Origin of the sequence: Mesorhizobium sp. B2-3-4, from assembly GCF_006442315.1 — a bacterium.
Lineage (GTDB): Bacteria > Pseudomonadota > Alphaproteobacteria > Rhizobiales > Rhizobiaceae > Mesorhizobium.
The window spans coordinates 164,285-179,543 of record NZ_VFVY01000009.1 but is presented as its reverse complement, the minus strand read 5'-3'; the positions used below and the strand labels follow the sequence as shown (position 1 = coordinate 179,543).

Below are 15,259 nucleotides of genomic sequence, written 5' to 3'. Positions count from 1 at the left end.
GATCGCTGACATGGCCACTCCCGAAACGATCCTCAGCGTCAAGGACCTGCGTGTGCGCTTCCGCACTCTCGACGGGGCGGTCGAGGCGGTGAAGGGCATCAACATCCATGTCAACGCGGGCGAGACCGTTGCCGTGGTTGGCGAATCCGGCTCCGGCAAGAGCCAGACGATGATGGCGGCGATGAGCCTGCTGGCCTCCAATGGTGAAGCGTCGGGACACGTCGACTATCGTGGCCGCAACCTGCTCACATTGAGCAAATCCGAGCTCAACAAGGTGCGCGGCCGCAAGATCAGCATGATCTTCCAGGAGCCGATGACTTCGCTCGATCCGCTCTATTCGATCGGCAACCAGCTGATCGAGCCGATCCGCCGCCATCGAGGCTTGAGCGCTGCCGCGGCGCATGAGGAAGCGCTAAAACTGCTGCGGCTCGTCCATATTCCGGATCCCGAACGGCGGATGAAATCCTATCCGCACGAGATGTCCGGCGGCCAGCGCCAGCGCGTGATGATAGCCATGGCGCTCGCCAACGATCCCGACATCCTGATCGCCGACGAACCGACAACGGCGCTCGACGTGACCATCCAGGCGCAGATCCTGATGCTGCTGGCCGAGCTGCAGCGCAAGCTCGGCATGGCGATCGTCTTCATCACCCATGATCTCGGCATCGTCCGGCGCTTCGCCGACCGCGTCTATGTCATGCGACGGGGCGAGGTCGTCGAGGAAGGTGAAGCCGAGGCAATCTTCGCCAACCCACAGCACGCCTATACAAAGATGCTGCTGGCGGCCGAGCCGACGGGAACCAAGGCGCCTCCGCCCGCCAATGCGCCCGTCGTGCTCGAGGGCAGGGATGTCGAAGTCACGTTCAGGATCGGCGGCGGGTTCTTGGCCGGCGAACCGCTGATGCTGCGGGCCGTCGACCACATCTCGATCCGGTTGCAGCGCAACCAGACCATCGGCATCGTCGGCGAATCCGGCTCCGGCAAATCGACGCTCGGCCGGGCCTTGCTGCGGCTATTGCCGAGCGACGGGCTCATTCGTTTCGGCGATCGCGATATCTCGACCGCCGACCGGCAGGAGATGCGGCCGCTGCGGCGCCAGATACAGCTTGTCTTCCAGGATCCGTTCGGCTCGCTGTCGCCACGCATGACCGTCGGCCAGGTCATCACCGAGGGGCTGCTGGTGCATGAGCCGAACCTCTCCGGCAAGCAACGCGACCAGCGCGCGGTGGAGGCCCTGAACGAAGTCGGTCTCGACCCAAACGCGCGCAACCGCTACCCGCATGAATTCTCGGGTGGACAACGGCAGCGCATCGCCATTGCCCGCGCCATGATCCTGAAGCCCAAGATGGTCGTTCTGGACGAGCCGACCTCGGCGCTCGACCGCTCGGTGCAGAAACAGATCGTCGAACTCCTGCGCAAGCTCCAGGCCGACCACGAACTGTCCTACCTGTTCATCAGCCACGACCTTGCGGTGGTGCGCGCCATGGCCGACTACATCATCGTCATGAAACAGGGCAAGATCGTCGAGGAGGGGCCGACCGAGGCGATCTTCAGCAACCCGCAGGCGCCCTACACGCAGACGCTGATGAATGCCGCGATCGACGTCACCCGGTTCCGGTTGAGCGCGTGACAGGCCGCCACGGGTGCGGCAAATGCCGCTCTAACTCTTTGTCTTTGCGCAATTCCGGAAGGAAAACCGTTACACACTTTTCCTGGAATTGCTCTATCCCGCTGAAGCCGGGCACTTGCGCGCGCGCACGGCGACAAGTGCATCCTGTTGTTGCTTCAACCGGTCGATCCTGGCCGTTTCACGGTTGGCGACCGCGGTCTTCACGCGCGATCCGCCAAGCAGCCAGCGCGGCACGCTGGTGTTGGCGACCTTGCCGCGGGTGATCGCAGTTCGCGAGATGTCGCTGGCACTGCTTCCCAACGCACTGTTGAGCTCGGTGCAGCTCATGCTCTCGTATTTGGCCGGGTCGGCCGCCCCGCCGATCGACGAACATCCGGCAGCGAGAAACATCGCGGCCAGAAGAATCGATGCCGACCCTGTGGTTGAGATCAAGTTCATGTTCGCGTCCGGTCTCCCGTTGCCGGCCCCTCCCATCCATCGACCAACCTAGCGCTGATGCCCGTATCGTCAAAGTATGAGTGACCGCCGATGTTCGGCGGATCGGCCTGTCTCACTATCGTCGAGGGTTTATGCTGCCTCGGCAGCCAGTCCGGGCATGGAGGCATAGCCGCCGATCACCGTTCGGGCAATGTCGGTCGCGTTTTCATCGACATGCGCCGTCACCAGCACAATCCCCTCGCCAATATTTCGACGCTCGGGCCTGTTGGCGACCGCGACCAAGGCGCCGAGCAGCCCGCCGAGGAGACAGCCGCAGAACGCGCCGACCAGGGCTGTTGCCCACGGTCCGGCGGAGAAAGGATTGATGCCGTAAGTCGCAAAAACGCCCACCGACGCCAACAGCCCGGCGAAAGCGCCAGACATGGCGGCCGGAGACGTCAGGACGCCTATCTCGTCCTGGTAGGGTCCGATAATCGCGATCTGGACGCGAGGAACGCCGGCCGCCAAAAGGTCGCCGGCGATCCGGGCCGCCTCGGCATGGGATTCAAAAAGCCTGCTGATGGTTGGCATGGTCATTCGGGACGTGTCGGGTCCGTCAGCGCGTCGGTAACAAAGGATGCGGCAATCAGATCGTCGCCATCAATCCGGCCTTGACCGTCTTCCATCACGGCCGCGACTTTCTGGAAGGTCTTGATTTCGCCGTCGGTGATGCGCGCCTCGCGCATCCTGCTCCTGAGGTGAGCCACGCGCAGCCGCAAGGCATGGGACACTGCATCGTCACGATTCGAGATTGTGATGCTCATTATTTCCGCTTTGTTCGGTGATCTCAGCCCCAATCAACTGAACCTGGAGCGCGGACAAACGTTCCAGGGCTGGGCTTCGGTCGGGTGAGATGCAGGACCTAAGTCTGACAGGGAACCGCAATGGTCCTGCCTTGCACGGAGCCCGGAACAGCGGCTGTTCGGTATGGTTTGCCCGCTACGAGATCGCGGAAGGAAGCCGATGGAGAAGAGTGTTGGCCAGGCGCGCTGGTTGCTCGCACCGATCTTCGCCATCGCCATCACCTTCATGGTGGCCGGCATAGTCCTCGGTTGATCTCCAGCCTTGCAGATTGGCGCAGCCCAGTCCCTTCCTGCGCCGATAGGGTTCGCCCGCCGCTTCCAGGTGGCGGGCGAACCCTGAATCTGTTTTTGGCACGAACTTGTCCCCGGCCTTGGCCAAGACAAACTCATGAGCCGGGGAATGCTCGCGCCAACTTTCTTCCAATTGTGATGGTACGAATGGCACCCCTTTGCCTCGCCGGGCATATGTCCGCCTCGAGAACGCCAAGGCATTCGCATGAACTGAAAAACTACCTGGCGGCCAGGCACGATGGACAGCCCAGCCACCAGATGGCAATCAGTAGCCGCCGTTTTCGATTACGACCGGGTGATGATGGTGACGATGGGTGGAAACCGTGCCGGTGACGACCACGGCATCCCGATGATGCCAATGATGGTGCCGGCGCCCATGATCATAGAAGACGACCGTTCCATGGTGACGGCGATGGAGGCGCTGACCGTCCTCATTGATGACCTTGACGTAGTTGTGATGACGATGATGGGTCCGGATGACAACGTCCGCCTCGGCGGCTGAAGCCAACGCAGGCAATCCCATCGAAAGCGCCAATGCGCACATGATCATTGTTTTCACTGCAATATCTCCATTGCCTTTATTAGCCCTTCGTTGGGTACAACTGTCGCTGTTCTCTTTGGTTCCGGCCCTTTCGCGGACAGCAAAGGTCGAAGGTTGACTGTGGCGTGGCGTCGGGGGGCGGAAAGAAAACCCCACCATTTGGCCACTGCCTCTTGCGGTTCCTCTCGCCAGGGATGGTCGCGCTCACATGGCGGAACATTAGGAATGCCTAATAGTTCTACCTCTGCGGCAGGCACACAATGGACGTCTGCCGAACATCGGCCGGAAAAGGCCTATCGGCCCAGTGTTCTCTGTCGAGAGTGCGGGTTCGCAGGCAATAGGAGAGAGATCATGAACAATATTATTTGGCTCGTGGGCGCGGTGGTCATCGTCATAGCGATATTGAGCTTCTTCGGCCTCCGATAGGGCAAGATGCGCCTTGAGAGCCCGCAGAGCAGATAGGTAAGGATCTGACAGCTGCCTGACGTCGCGCTCGACTTCCTGCCGCGCGGCGGAACTCGCGGCCGGTCATTGACTGTCATCGCCAGCATGCACCCTTGGCGGTAGACCGCTCGACCTCTAGCCGGGTCGCTCTCATGCACCAGAATCGGCGTGCCCTCCAGCAACTCGGCCATCCGTCGTTTGGCCACGCGGGCTTCCCTGTCATCCCAGGGAACGCGGCCACAATCGCGCGGTTTTAAGTTCGGATAACCCAGCAACGCCGGCCGCAGAGGGGACACGGCGAAGCCACGCCTTTGGAGACAAGGAAAATGGAAGACCAGGACCAGAACACCAACGCCATCGAGCTCTATCTCTGCGGAACCGAAGACGTCATCGATCTGCTGATCTTCATTCACCAGGAGGGCGAGCCGGCCGAGCGCGCCAGGCTCAACAGTGCGATTCTCACCTTGCTTCACGCGGCGACGCACCGCCTGAAGACGATCGACCAAAGGCTGCATGGAACGGCGGCCTGAACATCGCGGGAACAGCAAAAGCCCCACATGAGGCGTGAGGCGCGCCTCACGTTCCGCAATTGTTCCGCTGGCCAAAACGGCGCAAAGCCTTGCGGCACAAGGGATAGAAGCGGATTTGCGGGAAGCTTTAGGCTGGTCGGAGTGGCAGGATTTGAACCTGCGACCCCCTCGTCCCGAACGAGGTGCGCTACCAGGCTGCGCTACACTCCGTGACCAGACGGCGGGCTTATAGCCGCCACACCTCATTCCTGCAAGCGGCAATGGCAGCACTTCTGTCGCATTTCGTCCGCTTTCGTCGGGCATTCCCGCAAAGCTTGGATTTCCAACCTGGATAAACGCGGCCTAAAGCCTTGTGTGCTAAGCCGCTGCCTCCATTGATCGTCTTCGTGCCGCCTGGAGCTCTCACGTCTTGCCCCCAAAAATCGTTGGCGAAGCCTTGCCCAACAGCTTCGAATTTGAGACCGCTGCGCTGATCAAGGCCTCCGGTTTTCGTGAATATGATGCGCGCTGGTGGTTCGGTCATCCCGGATCGGCTGTTCCGCCGGAACTCAATCTGATCGGCGTCCAGGCGCTTGGCATGGGCCTCGGCACGCTGATCCGCCGCCTCGGCGCCGGCCCCGACATCGTCACCGGGCATGATTTCCGGTCCTATTCGCTTGGCATCAAGCTGGCGCTGGTCTCCGGACTGATGGCGGCCGGCGCACGGGTGAAGGACATCGGCCTGGCGCTGTCGCCGATGGCCTACTTCGCCCAGTTCGCGCTGGACACGCAGTCGGTCGCCATGGTCACCGCTTCCCACAACGAGAACGGCTGGACCGGCGTCAAGATGGGAGCGGCGCGACCGCTGACCTTTGGGCCGGAGGAAATGAGCGCGCTGAAGGCGATCGTACTCGCCGGCGATTTCGACCTTGCCGGCGGTGGCTCCTATGATCTTGTCAGCGATTTTCGCGCCATCTATCTCGACGACCTGACCGCGGACAAGCGCATCACGCGAAAGCTGAAAGTGGTTGCCGCCTGCGGCAACGGCACGGCTGGTGCCTTTGCTCCGCAAGCCTTGCAGCGCATAGGCTGCGAGGTGGTCCCGCTCGATGTCAAACTCGATCATACCTTTCCGCGCTACAACCCGAACCCGGAGGACATGCAGATGCTGCATGCCATCCGGGACAAGGTGCTGGAGACCGGGGCCGATGTCGGTCTCGGCTTCGATGGCGACGGCGACCGCTGCGGTGTCGTCGACAATGAAGGCAACGAAATCTTTGCCGACAAGGTCGGTGTGATGCTCGCGCGCGACATCTCCGGCCAATATCCAGGTTCGACCTTCGTGGTCGACGTCAAGTCGACCGGACTGTTCCACACCGACGCGGTGCTGCGCGCCAACGGCGCCGCCACCGACTATTGGAAGACCGGCCATTCCTATATCAAGCGCCGCGTTGCCGAACTCGGTGCCGTGGCCGGCTTCGAAAAGTCGGGTCATTTCTTCTTCAACCCGCCGATCGGGCGCGGCTATGACGACGGCCTGGTCACGGCAATCGCCATCTGCCGGATGCTGGACCGCAACCCGGCCAGTTCGATGGCCGATCTCTATCGCGCGCTGCCGCTGACGTTCGGAACGCCGACCATGTCGCCGCATTGCGCCGACGATGTGAAATACGGCGTGGTCGAGCGTGTGGTTTCCGATTTCCAGGCCATGCAGCGCGAAGGTGCCAGCTTCGCGGGCCAGAAGATTGTCGACCTCATCACCGTCAATGGCGTGCGCGTCGTCGCCGAGGACGGTACCTGGGGGCTAGTGCGTGCCTCGTCGAACAAGCCTGAGCTTGTCGTTGTCGTCGAAAGCCCGGTATCGTCCGACCGTCGCCGGCAGATGTTCGAGGCCGTCGACGCGGTGCTGCGCCGCAGTCCCGAAGTCGGCGCCTACAACCAGACTTTTTGATGGGATATCCATGACCGAGCGGATCGTCAGTTTTGTCATGAGCGGCGGCGTCGGCTCCCGGCTATGGCCGCTGTCACGCGAAGACAATCCCAAACAGTTCCACGATCTGTCGGGCGACGGCTCGATGCTCGCCAAGACCTTGCGCCGCCTGACGGCGAGGCCGGCCGGCGAGGCGCCGATCTTCCTGATCGCTTCGGAGCGTCACGCCGAGCGCGTCCATGCCGACTTGGCCGGTCTCGATCTTGCCGGCGGCGGCCCATTGTTCGAGCCCGCCGGACGCAACACCGCGGCCGCCGTCGCACTGGCGACGCTGCGCACCCTGTCTGAATTCGGCGACAGCCTGGTGCTGGTGGTGCCCTCGGACCATGAAATATCGACGGCAGGGCAATTCTGGCAAAGTATCGAAGCGGGATCGCAGGCGGCGCGCGCCGGCCGCCTGGTGGTGTTCGGCATCAAGCCGACCCAGCCCGAAACCGGCTATGGCTATATCGAGGTCTCGGTTGAGAAGGGCGGGGTATCGGACGTTTCGCGCTTCGTCGAAAAACCCGACCTCGAGACCGCCAATGATTATCTCAAGGCGGGAAATTTCTATTGGAACACCGGCATCTTCCTGTTTCGGGCCGGTGTCATGCGCGACGCTTTCGAAGCATTCCAGCCCGACATCTGGCACGCCACCGAAGCGGCCTACAAGGCGGCGACATTGGACCTTTCCGGCCTCTATATGCCGCTGGAGCTCTATGCGGCCATCCCGTCGAACTCGATCGACTACGCCATCATGGAGCGGGCAAAAGACATAGCCATGGTGCCGGCCGGTTTCCGCTGGAACGATCTCGGCTCTTGGCAGTCGCTGCTCGATGTCGGTCCTGCCGATGCCCAGGGCAATGTCGTGGTCGGCGATGTCGTCGCGATCGATTGCGAGAATTCCTATATCCGCAGCGACGGTCGCCTGCTGTCGGCGATCGGCATGAAGGACGTCGCCATCGTCTCGACCTCCGATGCCACTTTCGTCGCTCCGGTCAGCCACAGCCAGCACGTCAAGAAGATCGTCGAACAGCTCGAAAAATCGGGACGGCTGGAAACCAGGTTCACGCCGGCGCACGACCGCGTCATCGAAAGCGGCGCCTGGCGGCGGCGCGTGCATCACTGGCTGTTTCAGGAAACCTTGCCGCTGTGGTCGACGTCAGGTGTCGACGAGCGCCATGGCGGGTTCCATGAGGCGCTGGGTTTCGACGCCAAGCCGCTCATCAAGCCCAAGCGCATGCGCACTCAGGCGCGGCAGGTCTATGCTTTCGCGGTTGCCAAGGAACGCGGCTGGACCGGCCCGGCCGACCGGCTGATCGCGCACGGCATCGACTTCATGGCCGGGCAGGGCCGTACCCAACGGGGCGGCTGGGTGCGCACGCTGAATGTCGACGGCTCCGTCGCCGATCCGGTCGAGGATGCCTACGATCATTCCTGCATTCTGCTGGCGTTGGCGCATGCGCATATGTCGGGCAATGCCGATGCCTTGCGGCTCGGCGAGGAGACCTTCGCCTTCCTCGACGCGCATCTGGAGGACAGCCGCATGACCGGCTTTCTCGAGACGTCGGACGGTGCCGGCGAGCGGCGTTCCAACCCGCATATGCACCTGCTCGAAGCTTTTCTGGCCTGGCATCAGGCGACCGGCGAGCGGGCGCATCTGCGTCGCGCGTCGCGCATCATCGACCTCTTCCGCAGCCATTTCTTCGATCCCGAAAGCTGGACGCTGGGTGAGTATTTCGACGCCGAATGGAAACCGGTCTCCGGAGAAAAGGGAAGCTGGACCGAGCCCGGCCATCATTTCGAGTGGGCCTCCCTGCTGGTCGACTTCGCCGGGCGCAGTGGCCAGGCCGAGCTCAGTGCCTTTGCCCGAAAGCTGTATGCGTCGGCCATCGCCAATGGCCTCAACCGTGCCACTGGCCTGGCCTATGGCGCAGTTTCACGGCAAGGCCTGCCGCTGGACCTGATATCGCGCAGCTGGCCGCAGGCCGAGGCGCTCAAGGCGGCGATCGCGCTCGACGGCTCGGGCGGCCCCGACCTCAAGCCCGAGATCGAGGCCCGCGTCGGCCGGCTGTTCCGCTGGCACATCGACCCGGCGCCGCTGGGTCTCTGGATCGACCGCATCGACGAACGCGGCCGCTCGCTGGCATCGGACGTGCCGGCGAGTATCTTCTACCATCTGGTCTGTGCGCTCACGCAGTACCTGGATGGGACGGTGGACAAGTAGGCGGGATCAGTAAGGGCTCGCCACGTCCCCGGTCTCGACATAGATCGATTTCAGCTGCGAATAGAGCGCCAGCGCGGCCAGCGAATTCTCGCGTCCTATGCCGGATTGCTTGACGCCGCCAAAGGGGATTTCCACCGGCGTCAGATTGTAGGCGTTAATCCAGCAGGTGCCGGCCTGCAGTTCGGCGATGACGCGGTGGGCGCGCGGCAGGTCGCGGGTGAACACGCCCGCGGCCAGGCCGAATTCGGTGTCGTTGGCGCGGTCGATGACCTCGTCCTCGCCGTCGAATCTCAGCACGCTCATGACCGGGCCGAAAATCTCTTCGCGGGCGATGCGCATCGTGTCGGTGACGCCGGTGAACACCGTCGGCTCGACGAAGAAGCCGCCCTGGAAGCCTTGCAGCGACGGCACGTTGCCGCCACAGGCGAGCGTGGCCCCATCCTGCTTGCCGGCCTCGATATAGCCGACCACCTTGTCCTGCTGCGCTTTGTTGACCAACGGGCCCATCTGCGTTTCCGGGTCGAGCGGATCGCCGATGCGGATCTTCTTGGTTCGCTCGACCAGCCGCTCGACAAAGCGGTCGTGAATGCCGCTCTGGACGAAGACGCGCGTGCCGTTGGAGCAGATCTGGCCGGTCGAGTAGAAATTGCCGAGCATGGCGCCGCCAATGGCATTTTCGAGATCGGCATCGTCAAAGACGATCAGTGGCGACTTGCCGCCGAGTTCCATCGTCGCGTGCTTCATCTTGAAGCCGGCGAGCGACAGCACCTTGCGACCGGTCGGCACCGAGCCGGTCACCGAGACCTTGGCGACGACATCATGGCCGACAAGGCCGGCGCCGACATCGCCATAGCCCTGCACGACATTGAAAAGCCCATCGGGCAGGCCTGCCTCCGAATAGATTTCGGCCAGTGCCAGCGCCGACAATGGAGTGTTTTCCGATGGTTTGAACACCATGGCGTTGCCCATGGCCAACGCCGGCGCCGATTTCCAGCCGGCGATCTGGATCGGATAGTTCCAGGCGCCGATGCCGACGCACACGCCAAGCGCCTCGCGCCGTGTATAGGCAAAGGGCCCGCCGAGGTCGACGGCCTCGCCGTTGAAGCTTGCCACCGCGCCGCCGAAATATTCGAGACAGTCGGCCGCCGAAGGCGCGTCCGCCACCAGTGTCTCCTGGATCGCCTTGCCGGTATCCAGCGTTTCGATGCGGGCGAGATCGGCATTGCGAGCGCGCAAGATGTCGGCTGCGCGGCGCAGAATGCGGCCGCGTTCCACCGGCTTCATTCGCGCCCACGCCGGTTGTGCGGCGCGTGCGGCCTCGATCGCCAGCTCCAGCACGTTCGGTGTTGCCGAATGCAGCGTGGCGATCACCTCGCCGGTTGCCGGATAGATCACCGGCAATGGCGCGCCGCCCTCGTCCTCGATGTAGCGGCCGTTGACATAGTGTGAGGCCGTAGGCTGGGCGCGCATGGCTTTCTCCAAAAAAATTCGTCGCTCGTTCGGAAGCGTTTCGCCGGACAATGCCCTATCGATCCGCGACCTGCCAGCGCGGATTGATCCAAGGTTCCTGGTTGGACGGCGCCAGCGGCGTACGGCCAAGGATGTGGTCCGATGCCTTCTCGCCGGTCATGATCGACGGCGCGTTGAGGTTGCCGTTGGTCACACGCGGGAAGATCGAGGAATCGGCGACGCGCAGGCCGTCGACGCCGATGACCCGGCATTCCGGATCAACCACGCTGGCCAGATCATCGGCGCGACCCATCTTGCAGGTGCCGCAAGGATGGTAGGCGCTTTCGGCATGGTCGCGAATGAAGACATCGAGATCGTCGTCCGACTGCACGTGGCTGCCCGGCGAAAGTTCCTCTCCTCGATAGGCATCGAAGGCCGACTGGCCGAAGATTTCGCGGGTCAGGCGGATGCAGTGGCGGAATTCCGCCCAATCGTCGGGATGCGACATGTAGTTGAAGCGGATGACCGGCTTTGCCTTCGGATCCGGCGAGCGCAGCGTCACCGAGCCGCGCGACTTCGAGCGCATCGGCCCGACATGCGCCTGGAAACCATGCGACTTGGCAGCCGCCTTGCCGTCATAGCGCACCGCCGCCGGGATGAAATGGTACTGGATATCGGGATAGTCGACGCCTGCTTGCGAGCGCACGAAGGCGGCCGCCTCGAAATGATTGGTGGCGCCGAGACCCGATTTGAAGAACAGCCATTGCGCTCCGATCATCGCCTTGGAGAACGGATTGAGCACCGAATTCAGCGTGATCGGCTTGGTCGATTCCTGCTGGATGTAGAGCTCCAGATGGTCCTGCAGGTTGCCGCCGACACCGGGGCGGTCGGCCACGACGGCAATGCCGTTTTCGCGCAGATGTCCGGCCGGGCCGATGCCGGACAGCATCAGGATCTTGGGCGAATTGATCGACGATGCCGCGACGATCACTTCACGTCGCGCCTTAACGACCTGAATCTGTTTGTGAGCTTCGATTTCGACGCCGATGGCGCGTTGATTCTCGATGATCACCCGGCGCGCAAAGCCTTTGACCAGACTGACGTTTTTGCGCCTGAGCGCCGGCTTCAGATAGGCATTCGCCGCCGACCAGCGGCGGCCGCCCAGAATGGTCTGCTCCATCGGGCCGAAGCCTTCCTGCTTGGCGCCATTGTAGTCGTCGGTCAGTTCGAACCCGGCCTGGCGGCCAGCTTCGACGAAGGCGCCGTAAAGCGGATTGCGCCGCGAACCGCGCTGCACATGCAGAGGCCCGCCATGTCCGCGCCAGCCGTCCTCGCCGCCGTCGGAATCCTCCATGCGCTTGAAGTAGGGCAGCACGTCGGCGAAGCCCCAGCCGGCCGCACCCTGTTCTGCCCAATGGTCGAAGTCGCGCGCGTGGCCGCGCACATAGACCATGCCGTTGATCGAGGATGAGCCGCCGATCACCTTGCCGCGTGGCGTCGCCAGCACGCGGCCGCCGAGATGCGGTTCAGGCTCGCTGGCGAAGCCCCAGTCGTAGAGGCTCATGTTGAGCGGGATCGACAGCGCCGACGGCATCTGGATCAGTGGTCCCATATCGGTCCCGCCGAACTCGATGACGATGACCGAATGCTTGCCGTCTTCCGACAGGCGATAGGCCATGGCCGAACCGGCCGAGCCGGAGCCGATGATGACGAAATCCGCTTCAAGCATTGTTCACATGCGCCATAAAATCGGCGAGCGAGACATTGCCGCCGGTTGCCACCACGAGGACGATTTTATCAGTCACATCCACCTTGCCGCCGAGCAGTGCCGCCAGCGATGCCGCACCGGAAGGCTCCAGCACCAGCTTCATACGCTCGAAGGCGATCTTCATCGCCCGCCGCACCGATTGATCGTCGACGGTGATGCCGCGCACGCCGGCGGTCTTGACCGCGGCAAACGGCGCATCGCCCGGGCGGCGCGACATCAGCCCGTCGCAGATCGAGCTCGGCGCGATCGGCATGGTCTCGATCGAGCCATGGTCCAGCGACGAGCCCATGCCGTTGAAGCCTTCGGGCTCGACGCCGATGATCTCGGTCGCCGGCGACAGATAGTGGAAGGCGAGCGAAACGCCGCCGATCAGCCCGCCGCCACCGACCGAGCAGAACAAAAGATCGGCGCTGGCGTCCTTGGCCGACAACTGGTCGAGCGCTTCGAGGCCGGCGCCCGCCTGACCGGCGACGATCTCGGGATCGTCGAACGGATGCAGCAAGGCCAGACCTTCGGTTGCCGCGATCTCGCGCGTCTTGGCGGCGGCGACCTCCTCACGCGCGCGATCGCCATGGTCGGTCAGCACGACGCGCGCGCCATATCCCGCGGTGGCGTCCCGCTTGGCGGCCGGCGCGTCGATCGGCATGACGATGGTGACCGGGATGCCGAGCGCCTGGCCGGCCGCCGCCAGCCCTTGCGCGAAATTGCCGGAGGAATAGGCGACAACGCCCTTCCTTGCCTCATCTGATGAAAGCCGCTTCAGCCGCCAATAGGCGCCGCGTATCTTGAAGGATCCGGCCCATTGCAGCGATTCCGGCTTGATGAAAACGCGGGCGGCGCCGGTTTGCCTGGCGAGCGCCGTCGATTCCAGCAGGGGCGTCACCTGCGTCGCCTTGGAGGTGACGGCATAGGCATGTCTCAGATGGTCGAGGGAGGGGACGAGTAGGTCTGCCATCATTCGCCTCGCGGATACCTTTTGCTCTCTTCGAGATTGTCGAGGTTCATGTGATTGCGCATGTACCGTTCCGATGCCTTCTGCAGCGGCTGGAAATCCCAGGGGTAATAGGCGCCGTTACGCAATGCCGGGTAGACGACCCAGCGGCGTGCCTGGCTTTCGCGCACGGCCGCGTCGAAACCAACCATGTTCCAGCGCGCCCGAACCTTGTCCATGAATGCCGCTACCAGCGCCGCATTGGCCGGATCGTCGGCCAGGTTGTTCCGCTCGAGGCGGTCGGCTTCGAGATCGAACAATTGCGGCGCATCGAGTTCGCAGTGGACGAATTTGTATCTGCCGTCACGGATGGCCACCAAGGGCGCATAGGACCCTTCGGCCGCGTATTCGATCAAGACCGGTGCCGTGCGCTGCCCGCCATTGGTGAGCGGCAGCAGCGACTGGCCGTCGGTCCATGGCGCGATCGCCCCGATGTCGATGCCGGCGAGGTCGCAAAGCGTTGGCGCGACGTCGAGATTGGAGACCGGCGCCTCGATCAGCCCGGCACGAATACCCTTGCCGGAAATCATCAACGGCACCCGCGCCGAACCTTCGAAGAAGCTCATTTTGAACCACAGGCCGCGCTCACCCAGCATGTCGCCGTGATCGGAGCAGAACAGGATGATCGTGTCGTCGAGCATGCGCGTTCGCGTGAGAACGTCGAGAAGCTCGCCGACCTTGTCGTCGACATAGGAGATGTTGGCGAAATAGCCGCGTCGCGAACGCCGGACCTGCTCCGGCGTGATCTCGAAAGAGGGATAATCACTGGCATGGTAGAGGCGCTGGGAATGCGTGTCCTGGTCGTCATGCGCGATGAACCCGATTTCCGGATCCAGCGCCTGGCAATGCTCATAGAGATCCCAATACTGCTTGCGCGCGACATAGGGATCGTGCGGGTGCGAAAGCGAGACCGTAAGACACCAGGGCCGACGGTCGGCATCGTCCTGTTCGCGCGAGAGCTGGTAGAGTTTCTGGGACGCGAGGAACGCGACCTCGTCGTCATACTCCATCTGGTTGCTGGTCTCTGCGACGCCGGCGCCGGTTACCGAGCCAAGATTGTGATACCACCACTCGATGCGCTCGCCGGGCTTGCGATAGTCCGGCGTCCAGCCGAAATCCGCCGGATAGATGTCGGTGGTCAGCCGTTCCTCGAAACCGTGCAACTGGTCTGGTCCGACGAAGTGCATCTTGCCGGACAGGCAGGTGTAGTAGCCGACGCCACGCAAATGGTGCGCAAAGGTCGGGATAGACGAGGTGAACTCCGCGGCGTTGTCGTAGACCCCGGTGCGCGACGGCAACTGGCCGCTCATGAAGGAGGCGCGGCCCGGCGCGCAGAGCGGCGAGGCTGTATAGTTGTTGGCAAAGCGTGCCGAGCGCGCGGCCAGAGCCCTCAGATGCGGCGTGTGCAGAAATTCCGCCGGCCCGTCCGGGAACAAGGTCCCGTTAAGCTGATCGACCATGATGATCAGGAAATTGGGTCGCTTCGTTGTCACTGTTTGGGCCGTCCGCCAAGTTTGGTTTCAAGATAGTCCTCGACCAGAGCGATCGCGGTCGCCGCATCGGGCACGCCGTCCTTTAGCGCGCGCCTGATGTAGAGCCCGTCGATCATTGCCGCCGTCGCTTCCGCCGCGCGGTCGGCTTCGGCTCTGGGAAGGATGCCGGCCAACCCGCTCATCAGGTTAGAATGCAGCCGTCGCGCGTAGATTCTGAGCAAGCGGCGCAACGAGGATGATTGCTGCGCCTCGACATAGAAGGCGAGCCATGCGGCGATGGTTTCGGCCTGGAACTGGACGTCGGAGAAGTTGACGGCAACCACCGCCGAGACGCGCTCGCGCGCGGATGTGGCGGATTGCAGGGCGCGGCGCATGTCGACGGTCAGTTCGGCCAGAATGTGCCGCATGGTCGCGAACAACAGTTCGTCCTTGGCGCCGAAATAGTGATGGGCAAGCGCTGAGGACACGCCGGCCCGTCCGGCGATCTCGGACATGGTCACGTCAAGCGAGCCACGCTCGCCGATCGCCGAGATCGTCGCGTCGATGAGCGCCTTGCGGCGCAATGGCTCCATTCCGACTTTTGGCACGCTGTTCCCGATTTTTGCCGGGAGGTTATTTTTTATTGACGCGTCAATCAATAAAAAATCGACCCTTGCGTCGGCTGCAC

The 15,259-nt window shown here is 63.1% G+C and carries 13 protein-coding genes and 1 tRNA gene; 5 read left to right on the top strand and 9 right to left on the bottom strand.

The window, feature by feature from the left end; translation table 11 throughout:
* Positions 1-10: 10 nt before the first annotated feature.
* Entirely contained in the window at positions 11-1,630 is a 1,620-nt protein-coding gene (locus tag FJ967_RS16025; protein WP_140732788.1) for an ABC transporter ATP-binding protein, read from the top strand.
* A 93-nt stretch (positions 1,631-1,723) separates the two neighbouring features.
* Here FJ967_RS16025 and FJ967_RS16020 read toward each other — a convergent pair whose 3' ends face one another.
* The 3 genes from FJ967_RS16020 to FJ967_RS16010 all read right to left on the bottom strand — a co-directional run bounded on the left by FJ967_RS16020 (position 1,724) and on the right by FJ967_RS16010 (position 2,793).
* Positions 1,724-2,068, bottom strand: a complete 345-nt coding sequence (locus FJ967_RS16020) for a hypothetical protein (protein WP_140732787.1) — start codon at positions 2,066-2,068, stop codon at positions 1,724-1,726.
* A gap of 129 nt (positions 2,069-2,197) precedes the next feature.
* On the bottom strand, positions 2,198-2,638 hold the full coding sequence (locus FJ967_RS16015) for a hypothetical protein (RefSeq protein ID WP_140732786.1): 441 nt from the start codon (positions 2,636-2,638) through the stop codon (positions 2,198-2,200).
* A 2-nt stretch (positions 2,639-2,640) separates the two neighbouring features.
* Positions 2,641-2,793: a hypothetical protein gene (locus tag FJ967_RS16010; RefSeq protein ID WP_348643103.1), complete on the bottom strand. Its 153-nt coding sequence runs from the start codon at positions 2,791-2,793 to the stop codon at positions 2,641-2,643.
* 646 nt (positions 2,794-3,439) lie between these two features.
* Between FJ967_RS16010 and FJ967_RS33410 the strand changes: the two genes are divergently transcribed.
* Both FJ967_RS33410 and FJ967_RS15995 read left to right on the top strand, forming a co-directional pair.
* Complete coding sequence (locus FJ967_RS33410; RefSeq protein ID WP_181175900.1) at positions 3,440-3,703, top strand: hypothetical protein; 264 nt, start codon at positions 3,440-3,442, stop codon at positions 3,701-3,703.
* An 809-nt stretch (positions 3,704-4,512) separates the two neighbouring features.
* Entirely contained in the window at positions 4,513-4,716 is a 204-nt protein-coding gene (locus FJ967_RS15995) for a hypothetical protein (RefSeq protein WP_140732783.1), read from the top strand.
* 133 nt (positions 4,717-4,849) lie between these two features.
* Here FJ967_RS15995 and FJ967_RS15990 read toward each other — a convergent pair.
* Positions 4,850-4,926, bottom strand: a tRNA-Pro gene (locus tag FJ967_RS15990).
* A 199-nt stretch (positions 4,927-5,125) separates the two neighbouring features.
* Between FJ967_RS15990 and FJ967_RS15985 the strand changes: the two genes are divergently transcribed.
* A complete protein-coding gene (locus tag FJ967_RS15985; protein WP_140732782.1) occupies positions 5,126-6,646 on the top strand; it encodes a phosphomannomutase/phosphoglucomutase in 1,521 nt (506 codons plus the stop codon).
* A gap of 10 nt (positions 6,647-6,656) precedes the next feature.
* Complete coding sequence (locus FJ967_RS15980) at positions 6,657-8,891, top strand: mannose-1-phosphate guanylyltransferase/mannose-6-phosphate isomerase (RefSeq protein ID WP_140732781.1); 2,235 nt, start codon at positions 6,657-6,659, stop codon at positions 8,889-8,891.
* A gap of 6 nt (positions 8,892-8,897) precedes the next feature.
* Here FJ967_RS15980 and betB read toward each other — a convergent pair whose 3' ends face one another.
* The 5 genes from betB to betI are packed head-to-tail and all read right to left on the bottom strand — an operon-like array spanning position 8,898 to position 15,179.
* Complete coding sequence (gene betB / locus FJ967_RS15975; RefSeq protein WP_140732780.1) at positions 8,898-10,361, bottom strand: betaine-aldehyde dehydrogenase; 1,464 nt, start codon at positions 10,359-10,361, stop codon at positions 8,898-8,900.
* A 55-nt stretch (positions 10,362-10,416) separates the two neighbouring features.
* A complete protein-coding gene (gene betA, locus FJ967_RS15970) occupies positions 10,417-12,069 on the bottom strand; it encodes a choline dehydrogenase (protein WP_140732779.1) in 1,653 nt (550 codons plus the stop codon).
* Complete coding sequence (locus FJ967_RS15965; protein ID WP_181175898.1) at positions 12,062-13,066, bottom strand: threonine/serine dehydratase; 1,005 nt, start codon at positions 13,064-13,066, stop codon at positions 12,062-12,064. Before FJ967_RS15965 ends, betA begins: the two co-directional genes overlap by 8 nt.
* Positions 13,063-14,592: a choline-sulfatase gene (gene betC / locus FJ967_RS15960; protein WP_140732777.1), complete on the bottom strand. Its 1,530-nt coding sequence runs from the start codon at positions 14,590-14,592 to the stop codon at positions 13,063-13,065. Before betC ends, FJ967_RS15965 begins: the two co-directional genes overlap by 4 nt.
* Positions 14,589-15,179, bottom strand: a complete 591-nt coding sequence (gene betI / locus FJ967_RS15955) for a transcriptional regulator BetI (RefSeq protein WP_140732776.1) — start codon at positions 15,177-15,179, stop codon at positions 14,589-14,591. The genes betC and betI overlap by 4 nt, the downstream gene beginning before the upstream one ends.
* Between the last annotated feature and the right edge of the window lie 80 nt (positions 15,180-15,259).

Coding starts and splice junctions, on each gene's coding strand:
- FJ967_RS16025 (WP_140732788.1), top strand. CDS start 11: ATGGCCACTCCCGAAACGATCCTCAGCGTCAAGGACCTGCGTGTGCGC.
- FJ967_RS16020 (WP_140732787.1), bottom strand. CDS start 2,068: ATGAACTTGATCTCAACCACAGGGTCGGCATCGATTCTTCTGGCCGCG.
- FJ967_RS16015 (WP_140732786.1), bottom strand. CDS start 2,638: ATGCCAACCATCAGCAGGCTTTTTGAATCCCATGCCGAGGCGGCCCGG.
- FJ967_RS16010 (WP_348643103.1), bottom strand. CDS start 2,793: ATGCGCGAGGCGCGCATCACCGACGGCGAAATCAAGACCTTCCAGAAA.
- FJ967_RS33410 (WP_181175900.1), top strand. CDS start 3,440: ATGGACAGCCCAGCCACCAGATGGCAATCAGTAGCCGCCGTTTTCGAT.
- FJ967_RS15995 (WP_140732783.1), top strand. CDS start 4,513: ATGGAAGACCAGGACCAGAACACCAACGCCATCGAGCTCTATCTCTGC.
- FJ967_RS15980 (WP_140732781.1), top strand. CDS start 6,657: ATGACCGAGCGGATCGTCAGTTTTGTCATGAGCGGCGGCGTCGGCTCC.
- betB (WP_140732780.1), bottom strand. CDS start 10,361: ATGCGCGCCCAGCCTACGGCCTCACACTATGTCAACGGCCGCTACATC.
- betA (WP_140732779.1), bottom strand. CDS start 12,069: ATGCTTGAAGCGGATTTCGTCATCATCGGCTCCGGCTCGGCCGGTTCG.
- FJ967_RS15965 (WP_181175898.1), bottom strand. CDS start 13,066: ATGATGGCAGACCTACTCGTCCCCTCCCTCGACCATCTGAGACATGCC.